The sequence below is a fragment of the Streptomyces lacaronensis genome (genome assembly GCF_047337785.1).
GTDB classification, from domain to species: Bacteria; Actinomycetota; Actinomycetes; order Streptomycetales; family Streptomycetaceae; genus Streptomyces; species Streptomyces lycopersici.
In genome coordinates this window covers 8102889-8121592 of the sequence record NZ_JBLHDK010000003.1, presented here as the reverse complement: position 1 = coordinate 8121592, position 18704 = coordinate 8102889, and the positions used below count along the sequence as shown (strand labels likewise).

Genomic DNA, 18704 nt, shown 5'->3' with positions numbered 1-18704 from the left:
AGAATGGACCCATGGACGTGCTGGCGGAGGTCTTGCGTGTTTCGGGTGCGCGTGGGGCGCTCGGGGTCATGCTGAAGGCCGGAGGAACCTGGGGCCTGTGGCTGGACACCTATCCAGGAGCGGCACTGCACATGGTGTCCCGCGGCACGATGTGGCTTCACGTCCCGGGCGAGAAGCCCCTGGAGGCGCGGGCCGGAGACGCCGTCCTGGTGTCGCCGGGCACCGCACACGGGATAGCCGGCGGCGCCAGCGTGACGATGGGTTCCTGCGACCGTGAGGCGGCGGCCCGTGCTTTTGGCGATGGCCGAGCCCTGCGGCTGGGCTCGGCGCCGGTGCAGACAGAGGTGATCGTCCTGCACTATGAGCAGGACCCGGAGGTGAGCACACCGGTGCTCACCTCCCTCACCCGGCCGATGCACGTCACAGCCCGCCAGAACGCGCAGCTCAGAAGGACCGTCGAACTCCTCACGGCGGAACTCGCACAGCCCCAGATCGGCACCACCGCCGCCGTCAACAGCATCGTCGACCTTCTGCTCGTCCAGTTCGTACGCGCCTGGCTGGCCCGCCACCCGGAGGAACAGTCAGGCTCATGGCTGGGCGCGATGCGTGATCCGGTCGTGCGCGACGCCCTGGCATGTGTCCACGCCCAACCGGAACACCCCTGGACCACGGAGACCCTGGCCGCCGCGACGAGCGTCTCCCGGGCGACACTGTCCAGGCACTTCCGGTCCGCCCTCGGACAGACGCCGGGCGCGTACGTGACGCAGTGGCGCATCGACCTGGCGTCCGTCCGGCTCCGCGATACCGACGAGCCGGTCGAGTCGATATCCAGCGCGGTCGGATACGGCTCTCCGCACGCCTTCAGCCGTGCCTTCCGACGCGCCCGGGGCATGGCCCCGGGCGCGTACCGTTCTCGACTTCGCGAGTGATCGGGCCCCATGGAGGGGCGGGTCATGACGGCCGCCCGCCGAACTGCCAGCGGTGGACCTCGATGTCCGCGTACCGGTTCGGGGTCAGGACGGCGCGGGCCGTCTCCGGGCCGGGCCGGCGGCCCGGTCACATGCCATCCGTGGCGTGGTACGGGCGGCACACTTCCCCGTCGTAGTCGGTCGCGATCTCCAGCAGCTGGCGCCCGTCGGCCGAAGGCAGGAGGCTGGAGCTGTAGTTGGGGCAGAAGTCGATCTTGTCGGACTTCACGGCGACGGGGGCCGGGATCTCCTTCCAGGCGCCCTCTCCGCCCTTGCTGTTGGTCCAGACGGTGCGCCCGCTGCCCTCGGCCTTGCTGCCGTCCGCGTTGTACATCACCTGTCCCACCAGCAGCAGCTTGCCCTGCGGATTTCCGTCCTCCGGCGCCCAGGCCAGGGTCGGCGCGTGCCTGAAGTACTTGCCGTCGGCCGTCTCGGGCCGGGTGCCGAGGTTGGCGGGGTCGCCCCAGTCCCAGCCGTCGGAAGAGGTGCGAACGTGCACGACGCAGGAGAACTTGGGGTCCTCGGAACAGATCTCGTACGTCATGACGTACTTGCCGTCCGGCACCTTCCGTACGACCGCCATCCCGGGGCGGTCGGAGACCGGGGCGCTGGCGACGGTGTCCTGCGGGCCGTCCCATGAGACGCCGTCCCGCGAGCGTACGGCGACGAGCTTCTGGCTGTGGTTCGGATCGGTCTCGTCGGAGTAGTGGCAGACCAGGTTGCCGTCGGCGTCGATGGAGAACTCCGGCTCCCACAGCCCGTTGGCGTTCGGCGCGGTGGCGACCGTGGACAGAGAGCTCCAGGTGCGGCCCACGTCGGTGCTCTTGAACACCCGAATCGACATATGGCGGCTGGATTCGGGCTCGTCCTGGCCGAAGGAGGCGGCCCACAGCAGCGTTCCGGCCGGCATGTCACCGACCTGTTGCGGCAGTTCGTAGAGGGTCGCGCAGCACAGCCCCTTGCCGCCGTCGGCGGGCTTGGGGTCGGCGACCGTGCCCACCTGGTTGAAGTTCGCTCCGCCGTCGGTGCTCTCCTGAATGGCGCCGATGCCGTTGCCGCCGTTGGGGACGACGGTCGAGGCGAGCACGCGGCCGTTGTCCTTCCCGCTGTGCTCCAGACGGATCGCCCGGGGGTAGAGGCCCGTGCCGTCGCGCAGCGGCTTGGGGTCCGTCTTCTGCAGGGCCGCCGCGCCGCCCTCCCCGTTCTTCGCCTCGGCGCCGGGGGAGCCGGAGCCCTGGGAGGCGGAGTCCTGGGACGCGGTGGAGGACGCGGCTGCGGAGGTACCGTCCGAAGTGTCCTGGCAGGCGGCCAGCCCGAAGGCGGCGATGGCGGCCACCGTGGCGACGGCGGCGTTGCGAGCGTGCCGGCGGGCGATGCGGCGTGGCATTGAGTCTCCCCCTGTGGCGCGGGCGGTCCCCGTCGTTCGGGGCCTGTCCCAGCCAGGCTGTCCGCCGCCGCTGATGATCCCCTGCCGATCGGCTAACGCGTCGCTAACCGCCCTCGCCCCGTGGCCGCCTCATGGCCGCCTTACGGTCAGCACGGCTCACACCAGTTCGGGCCGCGGTTCCGGTTGCAGCGCGGGTGCGGCCTTCGGCTCCCACAGCCTGGTGGTCCGTACATAGCCGTGGATCACCGAGCCCATGGCCAGCAGGAGCAGGGGTCCGAACACCCATGGATGTCTCGCCATCTCCACCGGCAGATAGCGATAGGCCACCAGGAGCGCGGCGAAGACCGCCGCACCGTGGGCGACCAGTTGGGTCCCCGAGCGGTCCCAGCCACGTGCGAGCGAGCGCAGCGCCGCCTCGATGGTGAGCGCGAACACCACGCCCGCGACGAGATCCACACCGTAGTGGTAGCCGAATCCCAGCGTCGCGCCGAGCGTGGCGACCAGCCAGAACGTTCCCGCGAACCGCAGGAACCGCGGGCCCTGGCGGGAATGGATGAAGATCGCGGTGGCCCACGCCGTGTGCAGACTGGGCATGCAGTTGCGTGGTGTGATCTCGTCGAACGGCATCGAGTGCGGGGCGCTGATGGGCGGCGGCGTGTGCGGCCACAGGTCGGCCAGCGCCCAGTGCTCGCCGCCGGTACCGAAGGCCCCGGCGCCGTAGGCGAAGATCGGTCCGACCACCGGGAAGACCATGTAGATGGCCGGACCGAGGAGGCCGATGGCGAGGAAGGTGCGCACCAGATGGTGGCGCGGGAAGCGGCGCTCGACCGCCACCTTGCGCAGTTGGTAGATCGAGACGACGACCGCGGCCACCGGAAGCTGAATGTAGACGTAGTCGAGAACATGGGCGCCGATCGGGCCCATGGCCTCGACGATCCGGCCTGCCAGCCACGACGGGTTGCCCAGTGCGTGATCGGCGGTCGCCAGGTACGGATCGAGCACCGTCGGGCGGGACTTCGCCGTGATGAGCAGCCAGGTGTCGCCGGTCTTGCGGCCCGCCACCAGCAGCAGGCCCAGCCCGACGCCCTTCAGCAGCAGGGCGCGTTCCCGGCCGGTGCGGCGTGTGACCGCGATGACCGCACAGCCCAGCAACACCCACAGCGCGCCGTTGCCGAAGGGGTGTCCTTCGGTCACCTTCGCGTCGGCCACCCACCGCACCAGGAAGATGACGATGTCGATGCCGATCGCGGCACCGGCGGCGATGAACCGCTCCCGCCAGGTGAGCACCACCATCATCAAGCCCATACCGGCGTACAGCAGGAAGCCCGATTTGGGGGCGATTACCACCTCTTGCACCTGATTGGTCATCGGCCCCGGCAGGCCGTAACGTCGGGCGGTGATCTCCAGCGCGACGAGGAACCCGAGGACCGCCACACCCGCCACAGCCCACAGCACCGCCCGTGGCCCGCGCCACGCGGCGAACGTCATTCGGCTGTTTATTCGCGAAAACATCCGCGATGCTATAGATATCAATTGTTTGGCCGATTTGCTCGATGTGGGTTGTAGGTCACTCTTCGCACCGGATAGCACGGTTTTCCGGTGAAGGGCGGGCGATGGGGGCGCTCGTCGTGAGTTCGGATCATGCTAACCGAGCAGCGCGGGCGGAGCTCCGCCCAGGATGCCGACTCCGGCGGATGCGGCCGGTGGCCGCGATGCGCACATGGCAGTGCCCCGTGCACTGGTCCGGACCCTTCAGGAAAGTCCTGGCCCGACCGGTTCCACCAATACGCGGATTCCGGCGGGGCATCCCCGCTCACTAGGGGTGCCGGGCCACCAGCACTGGATGAGATCCTCGGCTCCGGGGCTGAGAACGAAATTGAGCGCCGCGGCCCAGGGTGCACGCCCGGCCGCCGAGACCGAGGCGCGTCTGCGGCTGGTGATCAAGTCCGCCGGGGATGCCGATCCGCTGTCCGGGATCCTCACCGCGTATGCCCGTCAGCCCGACGCACGCCGGGTGGACATCCTGTTCGGCGGGGCCGCCGACCGCGCTGGTCATGTGCGCGACGGCAAGGCTGATATGGCGCTGCCGTACATGACCATAATGCTAGAGTAATGGCAATATGGCAGTATTAAAGGAAAACGACGGGGTTGGGCCGGTTCGGTACACCTATCGGCTTCGCACGTCGTCGACCGCCCACACGGCTCTGCTCGCGGAGTGGAATCGATGTCGCTGGATCTGGAACGAATGCGTCGCCAAATCCAAAGCCGTGCACCTGCGGAACAAGAGTACCTCCAGCGGCAAGCAGACCTGCGGCCCCGCCCAGCTCGACAAGATGCTGACCGAAGCCCGCGCGATGACCCCGTGGTTGCGCGACGGCTCAAGTGTTCCCCGACAGCAGATCATTCGGGACTTCGGTAAATCACGCGCCAAGGCACAGAAAGACATCAAGGACGGACTACCGGCCAAGCAACGGGCCGGGATGCCGAAATGGAAGAAGAAGCGCGACGCCGCTCCGACCTTGAACTACACGAAGCGGGGTTTCCGGCTGAAGGACGGGGCAGCATCTGGCCGGGGGCATCGTGTTGACCGTGGTGTGGTCGCGTGAGCTGCCAGCCGACCCATCGAGCGTGCGCGTGTACCGGGACAGTCTTGGGCACTGGTACGCCGGCTTCGTCGTCCCTGCCCAGGTCTCACCTCTACCCGCTACCGGGCGGGTGATCGGTGTGGATTGGGACGTGAAGGAGACCGCAACCACCACCTCAGATGCCCATGACCTTCCCCATTCCGCGCACGGCAAGAGGGCCAAAGCCAAGCTGAACCGCTATGACCGGATGATGGCTCGCCGCAAGCCGGAGAAGGGACAGGCCGCCTCCAAACGCTACCGCGAGGCGAAGAAGCTGCGAGCGAAGCTACACAAGAAGGTCGCCCGACAGCGTGCGGACACCGGCCGCAAGTGGGCCAAGAGAGTCGTACGCGACCATGACGCCATCGCGGTAGAGGACTTTCGTCCGAAGTTCCTCACCAAAACCTCGATGGCGCGCAAGGCCGCCGACGCCGCCATCGGCGCCGCCAAGAAGGCCCTAATCGAAATGGGCCGAAAGCACGGACGCACCGTGCACCTGGTACATCCCGCGCACACCACGATGGACTGCGCGCACTGCGGAGCGAGAGCCGAGCACGCACTGCCGCTGGGTGAGCGCACCCACACCCGCACCACGTGCGGAACCGTCTCGCCCAGAGACAAGAACTCCGCCCGCGTGATGCTCATCCGGGCAGGTCTGACCCCGGTTGGCGCTGAAGGCGTGAGACTTGGCCGCACGCAGTGCGGCCAAGCTGCCTGAGTCAGGAATCCTCAACACCCCTGAAGGCTGAAATCCCCGCTTTCAGGCTGAGGAACAGTCAAGTAGTGTCATGGCGTGTACGGGAGTGTCAGCGAGAAACCAGCGCCGGCCCGTGGCAACGGGCAGCGCATCCTGGTCGTCGACGATGAATCGAGAATCGCCGAACTGCTCTCGACCACCCTCGAGCTGGCCGGTTACCGGGTCGGTACCGCGGCCACCGGCGGAGAGGCGCTCGACCGGGTCGGGCGGGACCGGCCCGACCTGGTGATCCTCGATGTGATGCTGCCCGATCTGGACGGCTTCACGGTGTGCCGACGCCTGGTGGCGGCCGACGAGAACCATCCGCCGGTGCTCTTCCTCACCGCCCGCGACTCGCTCGACTCGCTGGTCACCGGCCTCGGCATCGGCGGCAACGACTACGTCACCAAGCCGTTCCGGATCGGCGAGGTGCTGGCCCGGGTGCACGCCCTGCTGCGCACCCGTAACCGGCGGCGGGAGGAGCCGCCGACGACGTACGCGGATCTGGTGCTGGACGAGACGACCCGTCAGGCGCGGCGCGGGCGGCGGGCGCTGGAGCTGACCCCGGCGGAGTTCCGGCTGCTCCGCTATCTGCTGGTCAACGCCGGGCAGGTGCTGTCCAAGGAACAGATCGGCGAGCATCTGTGGGTGGCGGACCACCGGCGTTACGGCGACAACGCCATCGAGAAGCTGGTCTCCCGCCTCCGTCACAAGGTCGACGAGGCCGGACCCGCCCTGATCCACACCCGCCGTGGCTTCGGCTACTGGCTCGGCGGACTCGCCTCCGGATGAGCACGCACGAGCGCCAGCAGCGGCTGGAGGTCCTGCTGCACGAGCTGCGCACCTCCCTCACCACCATCCGGGGCTGGGCCGAACTCCCGCTGCAAGGGCTCAGCGACGACCCCGAGCTGATGGTGCGCGCCCTGCGCCGGATCCAGGACGAGGCCGACCATATGCACCAGGCGGTCCAGCAGGTGTTCCCCCGTGCGGACGTCTCCTGGGTACGGCCGCTGGAGAGGGAGCCGGTGGATCTGCGGGACGTGGCGGACGAGGCGGTGGCGGATCTCGGGCTGCTCGACCCCGAACGCCCCATCGCCCGCGAGAACTCCGGCCGGGCGACCGTCGTCGCCGACAACCGCATGCTGCGGCACGCCGTACGCAATCTGCTGGACAACGCGCTGCGCCACACCCCCGCCGGGTCCCCGGTGACCGTGGCGGTACGCGGCCAGGTGGCCGGGGACGGGAACGGGGCGGGGGACGGGACCGGGACGGGGGACGGGAACGAAACGGGGGACGGGAACGGGACCGGCGGAACGCCGCGCGTCGAGCTGTCGGTCAGCGACCAGGGGCCCGGCATGGGCCCGCGGGACATCGCCCGGCTCACCTCCCCGCGCGACGAGGACGGCCCGATCGAGCTGGGCGGCGGCATCGGCCTCACCATCGTGCGGCGGGTGGTCGAGCGGCACGGCGGGGAGGTGAGCGTCAGCAGCGCACCGGGCCGCGGCACCACGGTCACCGTGGCCTTCCCCATTGTCAGCGTTTCGTCAGGAAACTGACCGGGGGGAGTCAGGTCGAGCTGGTTCGCTGGTCATCACGTCCCCGGAACGCGGAGGTTCTCGGACCCGGAAGACCCCGTAACGCGAAGGTCCGTGTCCCCGTAACGCCAGGACACCCGTCCCCACCGACCCACCCGAAGGTTCACGCTCCGCTCCCATCGGAACCCCCACCCGAGGAGAGACATGACCGAGACGCTGGCAGAGACCGCGCCCGAGGCGGAAGAGCCGCTTCCGGAGTTTCCGATGCCACGGGCGACCGGCTGCCCCTTCGCCCCTCCCCCGACCGCACGGGCGCTGCACTCCGAACGGCCGGTCGCGCGCGTACGGCTGTGGGACGGCAGCGCCCCCTGGCTGGTGACCGGGTACGCCGACCAGCGCGCGCTGCTCGCCGATCCGCGGGTCAGCGCCGAGAACTCGCGGCCCGGGTATCCGCACGCGAGCGCCGGTTTCCGCGAGAACGCCCGGCGGCGGCGGTCCTTCGTCACCATGGACGACCCCGAGCACGCCCGGATCCGCCGGATGGTCACCGGACCGTTCGCCATCAAGCGGATCGAGGCGATGCGGCCCGAGATCCAGAAGATCACCGACGAGCTGATCGACACCATGCTGGCCGGGCCGACCCCGGTGGACCTGGTGCGGGCACTCGCACTGCCGCTGCCGTCGCTGGTGATCTGCAAGCTGCTCGGGGTGCCGTACGAGGACCACGACTTCTTCCAGCGGAACAGCTCGCTGCTGATCAACCGTCACTCCACGGTCGAGGAGGTGGTCGGCGCCAACGAGGCGCTGACCGACTATCTGGACGAGCTGGTCGCCGCCAAACTCGCCCACCCGGCCGACGACATGCTCTCCGAGCTGGCCGCCCGGGTCACGGCCGGTGAGCTGACCCAGCGCGACGCCGCCAACATGGGCGTACTGCTGCTGATCGCGGGCCATGAGACCACCGCCAACATGATCGCCCTCGGCACCGTGGCCCTGCTGGAGAACCCCGACCAGCTCGCCGTCCTGCGGGAGACCGAGGACCCGAAGGTGGTCGCCCGAGCCGTCGAGGAGCTGCTGCGCTATCTGACCATCGTGCACAACGGCCGCCGCCGGGTCGCGCTCGATGACATCGAGATCGGCGGCGAGACCATCCGCGCCGGGGAGGGGATCATCATCTACACCGGCACCGGCAACTGGGACGCGGAGGTCTTCGCCGAGCCCGAGCGGCTGGACATCAGCCGCGACGCCCGCCGCCATATGGCGTTCGGCTTCGGCGTCCACCAGTGCCTGGGCCAGCCGCTGGCCCGGATGGAGCTCCAGGTGGTCTACGGCACGCTCTACCGCCGTATCCCCACCCTGCGGCTGGCCACCGGAGTCGACCAACTACCTTTCAAGGAAGACGGTTTGGTCTACGGCGTCTACGAGCTGCCCGTCACCTGGACGTCATGAGCGGCGAAGGCGGCGCGGACGGCAGCGGCGAAGGCAAGGGAGTCACCATGCGTGTGGAAGTCGATGTGCCCAAGTGTGTGGCGTCGGGTCAGTGCGTGATGATCGCGCCCGATGTGTTCGACCAGCGGGAGGAGGACGGCATCGTGGTCCTGCTGGACGAACGGCCCGCGCCCGAACTCCACGCCGATGTACGGGAGTCCGCGGTGATCTGCCCGGCGGCGGCGATACGGGTGATCGAGAAGTGAAGCACGTGGTGGTGGTCGGTGGCTCCGCCGCCGGTCTTGCGGCGGCGGAGACGCTGCGCCGGGAGGGCTACGAGGGCACCCTCACGCTCATCGGCGATGAGCGGTACCACCCGTACGACCGGCCACCGCTGTCCAAGCAGATCCTCGGCGGGCAGTGGGAACCCGACCGGGTGCCGCTGCGCGCCCCCGCCGATCTGGACGCGCTCGGCCTGGAACTGCGCCTCGGCGTCGCCGCGACCGGGCTCGACCTCGCGGGCCGTACGGTCGCGCTGGCCGATGGGGCGCGGGTCCCGTACGACGGCCTGGTCATCGCCACCGGCGTCCGCCCGCGCCGACTGCCCGGCGACGGCGGGGAGCGGGCGCATGTGCTGCGCACCCTGGACGACGCCCTGGCCCTGCGGGACCGGCTGGGCCCGGGGCGGCGGCTGGCGGTGGTCGGCGCCGGGTTCCTCGGCGCCGAGGCCGCCGCCGTCGCGCGGGGGCTGGGCGCGGAGGTCACGCTGCTGGAACCGGCGCCGGTGCCGCTGGCCCCGGCGGTCGGCGAGCGGGTCGGCCGGATGCTCTCCCAGGCCCACCACGACCACGGCGTGGATCTGCGCACCGGGGTCGCGGTGGCCGAGGTGGCCGACGGCGGGGTACGGCTGACGGACGGCACGCTCGTCGAGGCCGACGAGGTGCTGGTCGCGATCGGCTCGGTGCCCAACACCGGCTGGCTGGAGGGCAGTGGGCTCACCCTGGGCGACGGCCTGGAGTGCGACGAGTACAGCGCCGCCGCGCCGGGTGTGTACGGCGCGGGGGACGTGGCCCGCTGGCACAATCCGCTGTTCGGCACGGCGATGCGGATCGAGCACCGGACCAACGCCACCGAGCAGGGCATGGCCGTGGCCCGCAACCTCCTCCGCCCGGACGAGCGGCGGCCGTTCGCTCCGGTGCCGTACTTCTGGTCGGACCAGTACGACTTCCGCATCCAGGCGCACGGGTATCTGCGCGGCCATGAGGAGGTCGCGGTGGTGGAGGGCGAGCTGGAGGAGCGGAAGTTCCTGGCCGTCTACCGCTCCGGGGACCGGGTGGCCGGTGTGCTGGCCGTCGGGATGCCGCCGAAGGCGGTGCGTACGTGGCGGCAGGCGGTCGCGACGCGGGCCGCGTGGCGGGACGCGGTGGGGGAGCTGCTGCCGGAGGGGGCGTAGCGGGTACCGCTTGGCGTGGTGGGCACCGCTTGGCGTAGCGGGTACCGCGGGTGCGGGCCGTGGCCCGGCGTGGCGTACGCCCGGAAAATCACCGGGCGGGCCGCGCCGGGCCTTGCTAGGTTGAGCGGCATGAAGCGCGCTGCGATGACCATTGCGATGGCGACCGCGATGACGACGACGCCGGAGAGTGTCCCGGCGCGCTGATCGATGTTCTGATCCGAAGCCCCGGGGCGAGTGCCCCGGGGCTTCGCCGTGCGGTCACTCGCCCGATGTCCACCGACGTTGACGAGGAGACCGCGATGTCCGACCACCGCAAGCTGGGCCGTGAACTGGGCCTGTTCGACACCGACCCGCTGATCGGCGCGGGCCTGCCGTACTGGCTGCCCGCCGGCGCGACCGTACGGCACGCCCTGGAGGAGTACATCCGCGCCGCCGAGCGGCGGGCGGGCTACCGGCATGTGTACTCGCCGGTGCTCGGCAAGCGGGAGCTGTACGAGCTGTCGGGCCACTGGCAGCACTACAGCGACGACATGTTCCCCCCGATGTCTCTGGGCGCGGAACAGGTCGTACTGCGCCCGAGCCTGTGCCCCCACCACGCGGTCATCTACCGCTCCCGAGGCCACAGCTACCGCGAACTGCCGCTGCGCATGGCCGAGTTGGGCGGGATGTACCGCTCGGAGCTGTCGGGGGTGCTCGGCGGGCTGACCCGGGTCCGGGCCATCCAGCTCAACGACGCCCATATCTTCTGCACCCTGGACCAGGTCGCCGACGAGGCGGGGGCCGCCCTGGAGATGATCCGCCGGGCGTACGAGGCGCTCGGCATCACCCCGGCCCGCTATCGGCTCTCCCTCCCGGGCCCCGGTGGCAAGTACGTCGCCGCGCCCGAGCTGTGGCGCCGCTCGACCGCCCTGCTGACCGACGTCCTGGACCGCTCCGGGCTGCCGTACGAGGCGGTGGAGGGCGAGGCCGCGTTCTACGGCCCCAAGATCGATGTGCAGGTGGCCGACGGCGCCGGACGCGAGTCCACCCTGTCCACCGTCCAGGTCGACTTCCACCAGCCCGAGCGGTTCGATCTCCACTACATCGGCCCGGACGGCGCCCGGCACCGTCCGGTCATGGTCCACCGCAGCATCATCGGCAGTGTGGAGCGGGCCGTGGCCCATCTCATCGAGGAGCACGGCGGGGCCTTCCCCGCCTGGCTGGCCCCCACTCAGCTGGTGGTCCTGCCGATCTCCGGGACCGAGCTGGCGGGGGCCGGGGAAATCGTCCGGCGGTGCGATGAGCTCGGCCTGCGCGCGGAGCTCGCCGGCCCGGACCACGGCAGCCTGGGCGCCCGCGTCCGGGAGGCCCGCCTGGTCCCGTACCAGGCCGTGCTGGGCGCCCGGGAGGCCGCCGACGGCCGGGTGGCCCTGCGGCTGCGGGACGGCCGCCGGTTGGACCCACTGCCGGTGGGCGAGGTACTGGCGCGGATCGACGCGCTGGTGAAGTCGCACAGCCCCGAGCTGTGGGATGCGGCGTAGAGGGTGTCCGGGGGCTCGTGACGCCTGCGGCGGGCTTGTTCCCCTCCCCGCCCCTTCCCGAAACTGGGGCCCAGCCCCAGACCCCGCTGGGTCTCCACCCTGAACCCGGCTGGGGCTCTGCCGCGAACCCCGCAGGAGCACCACCTCGGAGCCCGCACGGGGCACCGCCCGAACCCCGCCGGGGCGCCACCCCGAACCCCGCAGGAGCACCGCCCCGAACCCCGCAGAGGCTCCACCCCGGAGCCCGCCGGGGCCCCACCCTGAACCCCGCCGGGGCACCGCCCCGAACCCGGCTGGGGCCCCACCCCGAACCCCGGGGTCCGGGGGCGGAGCCCCTGCCCCGCGGTGGAGCCGCATCGATGCCGCGGCGTTACCCATCCCAGCCCCTCCGGCGATTGAGGAGCGGGGCCCGGGGCAGAGCCCCGCCGGGGCGGGGGCGGAGACCCCGTTTCGGGAAGGGGCGGGGTGGGGGACGATCAACCGCCCAAACGCTCCCGCACGGCGGCGACGAGCCGCGACGCCCTCGCATCACCGTGCCCGATCATGCGGTTGGCCACATACGCGAAGCCCACCCCGAACTCATCATCGCCGAAGGCGAACTGCCCACCCGCCCCGTCATTGCCAAAGCTCCGCTCCCCCAGCATCGGCCGAAAGGACGGCGAGTCGAGCAGAAAGCCCGACCCCCAGCGCGCCCCCATGTCGAAGCCCAGCCAGCCCTTGCCGGACGAGACCTCGCGGACCGCGTTCGTCACGGTCTCGGGGGCCAGCAGCCGCCGATGGCCCTCGAGGCCGGTCACGGCCGCCGCGTACAGCCCGGCGAGCCCGCTCGCCGACGCGGTGGCGCCGGCGCCGGGCAGCTCCATGCCGAGCAGCGCCGGGTCGTTCCAGCCGTGCGGCTCGTCGAGGCCGGGGAAGACCAGCGCGCCGTTCATGGTCACGATGCGGGTCAGCAGATGTTCGGGCCCCGGCATCCCGGGCCGCCCCTCCGCCTCGACCAGCCGGGCCCGCCCGTCCATCTCCGCGCCGGGCAGCCCGATCCAGGCCCGCAGCCCCAGCGGGTCCCCCACGGCCCGGCGGAAGTACGCGCCCGGGGTGTGCCCGGTGATCCGCCGGATGACCTCGCCGATGAGGAAGCCGAAGACATGGCCGTGGTACTCGTACGCCGTGTCGGGCTCCCACAGCGGCGTCTGCTCCTCGACGGCCCGGATCACCGGCGCCCAGTCGGCGATCTCCTCGAACGTCAGCACCCCGTCGAGCACGGGGACCCCCGCCCGGTGCCCGAGGACCATCCGGCAGGTGATGGCCTCCTTGCCGTACCGGCCGAACTCCGGCCAGTACCGGCTCACCGGGGCGTCGAGGTCCAGCCGCCCCTCCTGCGCGAGGAGGTGGGCGCAGACGCTCACCAGGCCCTTGGCGCAGGAGAACACCGGGACGACGGTGTCCCGCTCCCACCCCCGCCCACTCCCCTCATCCGCGACCCCGCCCCACAGCTCCACGACCTTGCGCCCGCCGACGAAGACGGTGACGGCCGCCCCGAGTTCGGGAAACTCCTCGAAGTTCCGCGCGAACACGTCGGCGACGCCGCCGAATCCCTCGTCGACCCACCCGCTGTACGCCCTCATCGCCCCCGGCCCTCCATGAACCCCGCGTGACCACAACCGCGCCACGGTAGGCCGAGCCCCGCCCCCACCACGAACGATTTACGAGGCCCCGCCGCCCGATACGCCTTTGGCCGCCGCCCGGAGGGGCCCCGGGCGGCGGCCAAAGGGTGAGCTGGGGCTCTCACATGCTGATGAGGCGCTCCAGCACATTGCGGTAGCCCCGCATCGCCAGACGCAGCTCCTCCGTCTCCGAGCTGGCCGCGTCGTCCTCGTGCCAGGCGGCACGGAGGGTGGCGCGGCGCTCGGCCAGGAGGTCGGTGAGGCGGGCTGCCACCTCCACGAGCAGGGCGTCGGCCTCCTCCACGGCGCCGCGTGGGGAGTCCACGAAGCCGCTGACCGCGTACCGCAGCCGCTGGGTCAGCTTGTCGTGCTCGCTCGTGGGCAGCACGGGGAAGCTGGGGCCGTTCGGGGTGTTCGACGGCTCGCCCGACGGCTGGGCGGAGGACCCGTTCGTCGGCGTGGGCCGACTCCCGTTCGTCGGCGTCGGCGTCGGCGTCGACTCGTGCTTCGGCATCGGCGCGTGCCAGGACGTCATCGGTTCCGCCGCCTCCGTGCGGCCCGGCCGCTGGGGCAGCGGAGCCACTTCATGCTGCTCCAGCCCATGGCGCCGCTGCCCGTCGTTCTCCGCCGGGTCGGCCGGGTCGGTCGGGTCGGTCGGGTCCGTCACCACGCGCCGCCCTTCCTGGTGTGGCCGAACCGCGTATGGCCCGTCCCCGTACCCGTCCGCGCCCCGGTCCCGGCCCCTGGCAGCCACCTCCGGAGGCCGCTTCCGCTCCGCCCGCTCCGCCGCTCGCCGTGGTGGTGCTGCCGCGCGGCCTCGGAGCCGGTCGGGGCGCCGTGGTGCGGCGGCCTGACCAGATCCTCGAAGAACGGCCGGGCGTGCACCACGGCCTCGCGCAGCTCCTCGGTGTCCGCGCGCCCCTCGCGGGCGCGGGCGGCCGTGTCGTGGAGCTGCCGGTAGCCCTGGACGTGGTCGGCGTGGTGTACGGACAGCGCCGCCACCTGCTCCTCGTAATGGCCCGACGGGTAGCCACGGTCGTGGGCGAGCCGGGCCAGGAGCTGATCGGCGCCGGTCACCGCATGTTCCGGAGACTCGATGAACATCTCCTGCGTACCGGCCCACTCGGCCACGTACCGCTCACGCAGCTCACCGGACAGGGGCTCGGTCCTCAGATCGCCGTACCGCCGCAGCCGTTCCTCGAGTTCCCGCTCCGCCGCCTTGGTGTCGCCCGCGTGCTGGGCGACGTTCAGTTCGTACTCGGGCCCGAAGCGGCGTCGCAGAGCGCGTTCCTCACGCCCGGCGCCCGCGCGGACGACGCGGATGACGAGCGCGGCCGCGAGGACGACCGCGACGACAACCACGATGCTGATCGCACCAGTTGACATGGTCTGCTTCTGCCTTCCCGCTGGCTTCCCCCTTCGCGTTCGGGGGGGCTCCTCTCTTCGGGTAGCCCGGTCCTCGGCCCTCAAACTGCGGTGCGTCAGAGGTGTGGCGGGTGCCAGGATGCGGACCATGACGAGTACGCCCCATGCCCAAGCCGGTGAGCGCGCCGACGTCTCCCCCGCGTGGACGGTCGTCGCGCGGCCCGTCGACGACCCCGTCTCGGCCATGCTGCTGCGCGAGTACCTCGTCGATGTCGCCGACCGCTACTACCAGCTCCACGAGGAGCGGAACTCGACCCCGGAGGAGATCGAGCAGGCGCTCACCGAGATGCCCAGCGACGATCTCGCCCCGCCGCAGGGCGCGTTCCTGCTGGCGCACCATGAGGGCGAACTCGCCGGATGTGCGGGGGTGCGGCTGATGGACGCGCGCACGGCGGAGCTGAAGCGGGTATACGTACGGCCCGCCAAGCGGGGGCTGGGCGGGGGCGCCGCGCTGCTCGCGGCCGTCGAGGCGGCGGCGGGCGAACTGGGCGCCGGGCGGATCGTGCTCGACACCCGTCTCGATCTGGTCGAGGCCCGTGGGCTGTACGCACGGCACGGCTACCGGGAGGTTCCGGCCTTCACGGACGGGCCGTACGCCGAGGTCTGGATGGCCAAGGAGCTGGGCTGAGGCGAGGTGCCGCGGGGTGCTCCGGGTGCCGGGCATCGCCCCCGGTCCGCCCGACAATCCACCCGAACAGCAGACCTAGGTCAAGTCGACCGGGCGCGTCCGCAGCTTGGCCGCTATGCGGGCCAGGGCCCGCTGGTCGGCGGCGGTCAGCGGGTCGAGCACCAGCTGACGCACCGCCCGCACATGCGTGGGCGCCGCGGCGACAACCACCTTGTAGCCGGCGTCGGTCAGGGCGGCGATCGTGAAGCGGCCGTCGTCGGGATCGGGGGAGCGTTCCACCCATCCGCGCTGCTCGAAGCGTTTGACGACATTGGACAGACGGGAGAGCGAGCCGTTCGCGAGGTACGCCAGTTCACTCATCCGCAGACGGCGCTCCGGGGTCTCGGAGATATGACTGAGGGTCAGATACTCGAAGAGCGTCAGACCGGCCTCACGCTGAAGCGGCGATTCCAGCCGCCCCGGCAACAGCAGGACGAGTGAGACCAGCCCGGTCCAGGCTTCCTTCTCGGCCGCGGTGAGCCATGGCGGCTCGTCGGGAGGTGTTTCACCGCCGCCGTTCGGAGGTGAGGAGCTGGTCATGCGGTCAACCTTACCAAGCAGCTGTCGCGGCACCAAGCGGCTGTCACTTCATGCATGAAGTGTTCGCGTGATACGTTCACTACACGCGTGAAGTCAATCGAGAGGATTTCCCATGCCTGCAACCGCCACGGACGAGCCGATTTTCTTCGTCACCCCCGGCTATGGCGAGACGCAGTTGGCCGCCATGCACTACAGCCAGGCGGTGCGCACCGGAGACCGCGTCGAAACCTCGGGACAGGGCGGATGGGACGACGCCTGGAACTTCCCCGAGACACTGGAGGACGAAATCGTCCAGGCATTCGACAACGTCGAGCGGACCCTCGCACCGACCGGCGCCACCTGGCGCGATGTCATCGCCGTGACCTCGTACCACGTCCCCACCTCCGCAGACTCCATTGGCGAGGACCACAACCGGGTCATGGTGGAGCAGTTCCGCCGGCGCATGGGCGACCGTGCGCCCATCTGGACGGAGGTCGGGGTGTCAGCCCTCGGCGCCCCGGGGATGCGTGTCGAGATACGAGTCACCGCCGTCCTCGGCCACAGCGGCTGAAGCAGCACGTCGGTCGCGGGGCCGCGGTTTCCGGACCCGGAGGGGGCTACCCACGCGGCGGCGGCGGTCTGCGGTGGTCCGGGCGGGGCGTGCCCTCCCTCGGCTGCTCCGCGTCCGAGCCGCACAGCTCCCGCGTCAGCTCGTCCACCAGCTCGGTCAGGTCGGTCGGGCGGTCCGGTGACCACCAGTCGCCCAGGAGTTCCGCGAGGGATGCCTCGCGGGCCCGGTAGAGCCTGGTCGCGATCTCGCGGCCGTCGTCCGTGAGGATCAGCTCCAGCCCGTAGCGGCGGCCGAGGCCCCGCGCCTCGACCTGCCGGACCGCCTCGGTAATGGCCCGCAGCGGTACGGGCGTGCGCTCGGCGAGCAGGGCGGGTTCGACCGAGCCGTAGTGCTGGATGCGCAGCAGCATCCAGCTCGCGGCGGGGCTGAGGTCGAGACCGGCGCGCCGGGTGATGTCCACGTAGACCTTACGGCGGCCCTCCCGGCTGCCCAGCAGGGACAGCGCGCGGGCGCATTCGTCGCGCGAGGTGCGTTCCACGGGGTTGCTGGCGAGTATCTCGCTGCCGTCGGGCGCGGTGACGCTGGCGCGCAGCGGCTCCTCCCGGAGGTACCAGGCGAGGAGGAAGGCGAGCAGCACGACCGGCACCGCGTACAGGAAGACGTCGGTGATGGAGACGGAGAACGCGTGCCGGACGGCGGCCTGGTCCGCCGGGGGCAGTCGGCCGAGGGCCCGGGGGTCGGAGGTGAGGGCGCCGGGGGTGACTCCGGGCGGCAGACGCCGTCCGGCGAGGGCGTCGGCGATGTGCGGGCCGAGGTTGTTGGCGAAGATCGTGCCGAAGACGGAGACGCCGAACGAGGCGCCGATCGAGCGGAAGAAGGTCGCGCCGGAGGTGGCGACGCCCAGGTCCTGATAGCGGACGGAGTTCTGCACGATCAGCACCAGTACCTGGATGACCAGGCCGAGACCGCAGCCGAAGACGAAGAAGTACGCGCTCATCTCGGCCACCCCGCTGGACTCCCGCAGCTGGTGCATCAGCAGCAGCCCGACGGCGGTGACCGCGGTGCCCAGGACCGGGAAGACCTTGTAGCGGCCGGTGCGGCTGACCAGATGGCCGGAGACGGTGGAGGAGACCAGCGTGCCGAGGACCAGCGGCAGCAGATGGAGGCCGGACGTGGTCGGCGAGACGCCCTGCACGATCTGCAGGAAGGTCGGCAGATAGGTCATGCTGCCGAACATCGCGAAGCCGACGATGAAGCCGATGACCGCGCAGAGCGTGAAGGTGCGGCTGCGGAAGAGGGTGAGCGGCAGCACGGGTTCGGCCGCGCGGGTCTCCACTCGTACGAAGGCGGCCAGCAGCACCATGCCGACCACCGCGAGCCCGACGATCTGCCAGGAGCCCCAGCCGTAGGTGACCCCGCCGAGGGAGGTCATCAGCACCAGGGCGGCGGCCACCACGGCGATCAGGAAGGTGCCGAGGTAGTCGATGGTGTGCGAGGTGCGGCGCACCGGGATGTGCAGGACGGAGGCGACGACGAGGAGCGCGACGATGCCGAGGGGCAGATTGATGTAGAACACCCAGCGCCAGCTGAGACGGTCCACGAACACCCCGCCCAGCAGCGGCCCCAGCACGCTGGCGGCGCTGAAGACGGCGCCGAAGAGGCCCTGGTAGCGGCCGCGGTCACGGGGCGGGACGATATCGCCGACGATGGCCATCGACAGCACCATGAGGCCGCCGCCGCCCAGCCCCTGCAACGCGCGGAAGGCGATGAGTTCGGCCATGTTCCCGGCGAGTCCGCACAGCGCGGAGCCGATCAGGAAGATGACGATCGCGGTCTGGAAGAGCCTCTTACGGCCGTACTGGTCGCCGAGCTTGCCCCACAGCGGGGTGGCCGCGGTCGAGGCGAGGAGATAGGCGGTGACGACCCAGGACAAATGCTCCAGGCCGCCGAGGTCGCTGACGATCGTGGGCAACGCGGTGGAGACGATCGTCTGATCGAGCGCGGCGAGCAGCATGCCGAGCAGCAGCGCGCCGATGGCCACGAGGACCGCGCGCCGCGGCCGGTCTCCTCCCGGGCCGGGGGCCACGGCGCCGGGGGTTCCCGGGCCTCCTGGGGCCGGAGCCGGGCTGCCGGCGTCCCGCGCCATGGCGACTCCTCCTCGCTCCCCTCCGTCCCCTCCGCATTCTCATCCTCATCCCATCCTCACCTTT

At 71.0% G+C, this 18704-nt stretch carries 17 protein-coding genes and 2 pseudogenes; 11 read left to right on the top strand and 8 right to left on the bottom strand.

Annotated features, from left to right (window positions below; translation table 11 throughout):
* The first annotated feature begins 11 nt into the window (after nucleotides 1-11).
* On the top strand, nucleotides 12-929 hold the full coding sequence (locus tag ACMTAK_RS34865; RefSeq protein WP_413809853.1) for an AraC family transcriptional regulator: 918 nt from the start codon (nucleotides 12-14) through the stop codon (nucleotides 927-929).
* A gap of 22 nt (nucleotides 930-951) precedes the next feature.
* Here the strand turns inward: ACMTAK_RS34865 and ACMTAK_RS52710 are convergent.
* The 3 genes and pseudogenes from ACMTAK_RS52710 to ACMTAK_RS34855 form a co-directional block, all read right to left on the bottom strand.
* A pseudogene (locus tag ACMTAK_RS52710) lies at nucleotides 952-1050 on the bottom strand (YciI family protein); the annotation flags it as partial.
* A 6-nt stretch (nucleotides 1051-1056) separates the two neighbouring features.
* Nucleotides 1057-2355, bottom strand: a complete 1299-nt coding sequence (locus tag ACMTAK_RS34860; RefSeq protein WP_413809852.1) for a sialidase family protein — start codon at nucleotides 2353-2355, stop codon at nucleotides 1057-1059.
* A gap of 156 nt (nucleotides 2356-2511) precedes the next feature.
* Nucleotides 2512-3843 (bottom strand): phosphatase PAP2 family protein, encoded by a 1332-nt coding sequence (locus ACMTAK_RS34855; RefSeq protein WP_413809851.1) that lies wholly within the window; start codon nucleotides 3841-3843, stop codon nucleotides 2512-2514.
* A gap of 388 nt (nucleotides 3844-4231) precedes the next feature.
* Between ACMTAK_RS34855 and ACMTAK_RS34850 the strand changes: the two genes are divergently transcribed.
* From ACMTAK_RS34850 to thrS, 8 genes and pseudogenes are all read left to right on the top strand, one after another.
* Nucleotides 4232-4468, top strand: a complete 237-nt coding sequence (locus tag ACMTAK_RS34850) for a hypothetical protein (RefSeq protein WP_413809850.1) — start codon at nucleotides 4232-4234, stop codon at nucleotides 4466-4468.
* A 7-nt stretch (nucleotides 4469-4475) separates the two neighbouring features.
* Nucleotides 4476-5697 (top strand): annotated as a pseudogene (locus ACMTAK_RS34845) (RNA-guided endonuclease InsQ/TnpB family protein).
* Nucleotides 5698-5772: 75 nt separating this feature from the next.
* Nucleotides 5773-6507, top strand: coding sequence for a response regulator transcription factor (locus ACMTAK_RS34840; RefSeq protein WP_413809849.1), 735 nt, complete (start codon nucleotides 5773-5775; stop codon nucleotides 6505-6507).
* Entirely contained in the window at nucleotides 6504-7271 is a 768-nt protein-coding gene (locus ACMTAK_RS34835; protein ID WP_413809848.1) for a sensor histidine kinase, read from the top strand. Before ACMTAK_RS34840 ends, ACMTAK_RS34835 begins: the two co-directional genes overlap by 4 nt.
* 183 nt (nucleotides 7272-7454) lie before the next feature.
* Entirely contained in the window at nucleotides 7455-8699 is a 1245-nt protein-coding gene (locus ACMTAK_RS34830; RefSeq protein ID WP_413809847.1) for a cytochrome P450, read from the top strand.
* A gap of 47 nt (nucleotides 8700-8746) precedes the next feature.
* Nucleotides 8747-8944, top strand: coding sequence for a ferredoxin (locus tag ACMTAK_RS34825; RefSeq protein ID WP_413813086.1), 198 nt, complete (start codon nucleotides 8747-8749; stop codon nucleotides 8942-8944).
* Nucleotides 8941-10131, top strand: coding sequence for an NAD(P)/FAD-dependent oxidoreductase (locus ACMTAK_RS34820; protein ID WP_413809846.1), 1191 nt, complete (start codon nucleotides 8941-8943; stop codon nucleotides 10129-10131). Before ACMTAK_RS34825 ends, ACMTAK_RS34820 begins: the two co-directional genes overlap by 4 nt.
* A 269-nt stretch (nucleotides 10132-10400) precedes the next feature.
* On the top strand, nucleotides 10401-11651 hold the full coding sequence (thrS, locus tag ACMTAK_RS34815; protein ID WP_413809845.1) for a threonine--tRNA ligase: 1251 nt from the start codon (nucleotides 10401-10403) through the stop codon (nucleotides 11649-11651).
* 476 nt (nucleotides 11652-12127) lie between these two features.
* On the opposite strand, the gene ACMTAK_RS34810 is transcribed toward thrS, so the two are convergent.
* The 3 genes from ACMTAK_RS34810 to ACMTAK_RS34800 form a co-directional block, all read right to left on the bottom strand.
* Nucleotides 12128-13273, bottom strand: a complete 1146-nt coding sequence (locus tag ACMTAK_RS34810; RefSeq protein WP_413809844.1) for a serine hydrolase domain-containing protein — start codon at nucleotides 13271-13273, stop codon at nucleotides 12128-12130.
* Between the two features lie 160 nt (nucleotides 13274-13433).
* Nucleotides 13434-13982 carry a hypothetical protein gene (locus tag ACMTAK_RS34805; protein WP_413809843.1) on the bottom strand — a complete coding sequence of 183 codons (549 nt, stop codon included), beginning with the start codon at nucleotides 13980-13982 and terminating at the stop codon, nucleotides 13434-13436.
* The gene (locus ACMTAK_RS34800; RefSeq protein WP_413809842.1) at nucleotides 13976-14698 is read right to left on the bottom strand and encodes a hypothetical protein; all 723 of its coding nucleotides are present in this window, start codon (nucleotides 14696-14698) and stop codon (nucleotides 13976-13978) included. Before ACMTAK_RS34800 ends, ACMTAK_RS34805 begins: the two co-directional genes overlap by 7 nt.
* 127 nt (nucleotides 14699-14825) lie before the next feature.
* Here ACMTAK_RS34800 and ACMTAK_RS34795 point away from each other — a divergent pair, with 127 nt between their 5' ends.
* Nucleotides 14826-15365, top strand: a complete 540-nt coding sequence (locus ACMTAK_RS34795; protein ID WP_413809841.1) for a GNAT family N-acetyltransferase — start codon at nucleotides 14826-14828, stop codon at nucleotides 15363-15365.
* 75 nt (nucleotides 15366-15440) lie between these two features.
* Here ACMTAK_RS34795 and ACMTAK_RS34790 read toward each other — a convergent pair whose 3' ends face one another.
* Nucleotides 15441-15944 (bottom strand): MarR family winged helix-turn-helix transcriptional regulator, encoded by a 504-nt coding sequence (locus ACMTAK_RS34790; RefSeq protein ID WP_413809840.1) that lies wholly within the window; start codon nucleotides 15942-15944, stop codon nucleotides 15441-15443.
* A 112-nt stretch (nucleotides 15945-16056) separates the two neighbouring features.
* Between ACMTAK_RS34790 and ACMTAK_RS34785 the strand changes: the two genes are divergently transcribed.
* Nucleotides 16057-16494, top strand: coding sequence for a Rid family hydrolase (locus ACMTAK_RS34785; RefSeq protein WP_413809839.1), 438 nt, complete (start codon nucleotides 16057-16059; stop codon nucleotides 16492-16494).
* A 46-nt stretch (nucleotides 16495-16540) separates the two neighbouring features.
* Here ACMTAK_RS34785 and ACMTAK_RS34780 read toward each other — a convergent pair whose 3' ends face one another.
* Entirely contained in the window at nucleotides 16541-18640 is a 2100-nt protein-coding gene (locus ACMTAK_RS34780; protein WP_413809838.1) for an MDR family MFS transporter, read from the bottom strand.
* Nucleotides 18641-18704 lie beyond the last annotated feature (64 nt).

Coding starts and splice junctions, on each gene's coding strand:
- ACMTAK_RS34790 (WP_413809840.1), bottom strand. CDS start 15,944: ATGACCAGCTCCTCACCTCCGAACGGCGGCGGTGAAACACCTCCCGAC.
- ACMTAK_RS34810 (WP_413809844.1), bottom strand. CDS start 13,273: ATGAGGGCGTACAGCGGGTGGGTCGACGAGGGATTCGGCGGCGTCGCC.
- ACMTAK_RS34855 (WP_413809851.1), bottom strand. CDS start 3,843: ATGACGTTCGCCGCGTGGCGCGGGCCACGGGCGGTGCTGTGGGCTGTG.
- ACMTAK_RS34835 (WP_413809848.1), top strand. CDS start 6,504: ATGAGCACGCACGAGCGCCAGCAGCGGCTGGAGGTCCTGCTGCACGAG.
- ACMTAK_RS34830 (WP_413809847.1), top strand. CDS start 7,455: ATGACCGAGACGCTGGCAGAGACCGCGCCCGAGGCGGAAGAGCCGCTT.
- thrS (WP_413809845.1), top strand. CDS start 10,401: ATGTCCACCGACGTTGACGAGGAGACCGCGATGTCCGACCACCGCAAG.
- ACMTAK_RS34785 (WP_413809839.1), top strand. CDS start 16,057: ATGCCTGCAACCGCCACGGACGAGCCGATTTTCTTCGTCACCCCCGGC.
- ACMTAK_RS34800 (WP_413809842.1), bottom strand. CDS start 14,698: ATGTCAACTGGTGCGATCAGCATCGTGGTTGTCGTCGCGGTCGTCCTC.
- ACMTAK_RS34825 (WP_413813086.1), top strand. CDS start 8,747: ATGCGTGTGGAAGTCGATGTGCCCAAGTGTGTGGCGTCGGGTCAGTGC.
- ACMTAK_RS34865 (WP_413809853.1), top strand. CDS start 12: ATGGACGTGCTGGCGGAGGTCTTGCGTGTTTCGGGTGCGCGTGGGGCG.
- ACMTAK_RS34795 (WP_413809841.1), top strand. CDS start 14,826: ATGACGAGTACGCCCCATGCCCAAGCCGGTGAGCGCGCCGACGTCTCC.
- ACMTAK_RS34780 (WP_413809838.1), bottom strand. CDS start 18,640: ATGGCGCGGGACGCCGGCAGCCCGGCTCCGGCCCCAGGAGGCCCGGGA.
- ACMTAK_RS34860 (WP_413809852.1), bottom strand. CDS start 2,355: ATGCCACGCCGCATCGCCCGCCGGCACGCTCGCAACGCCGCCGTCGCC.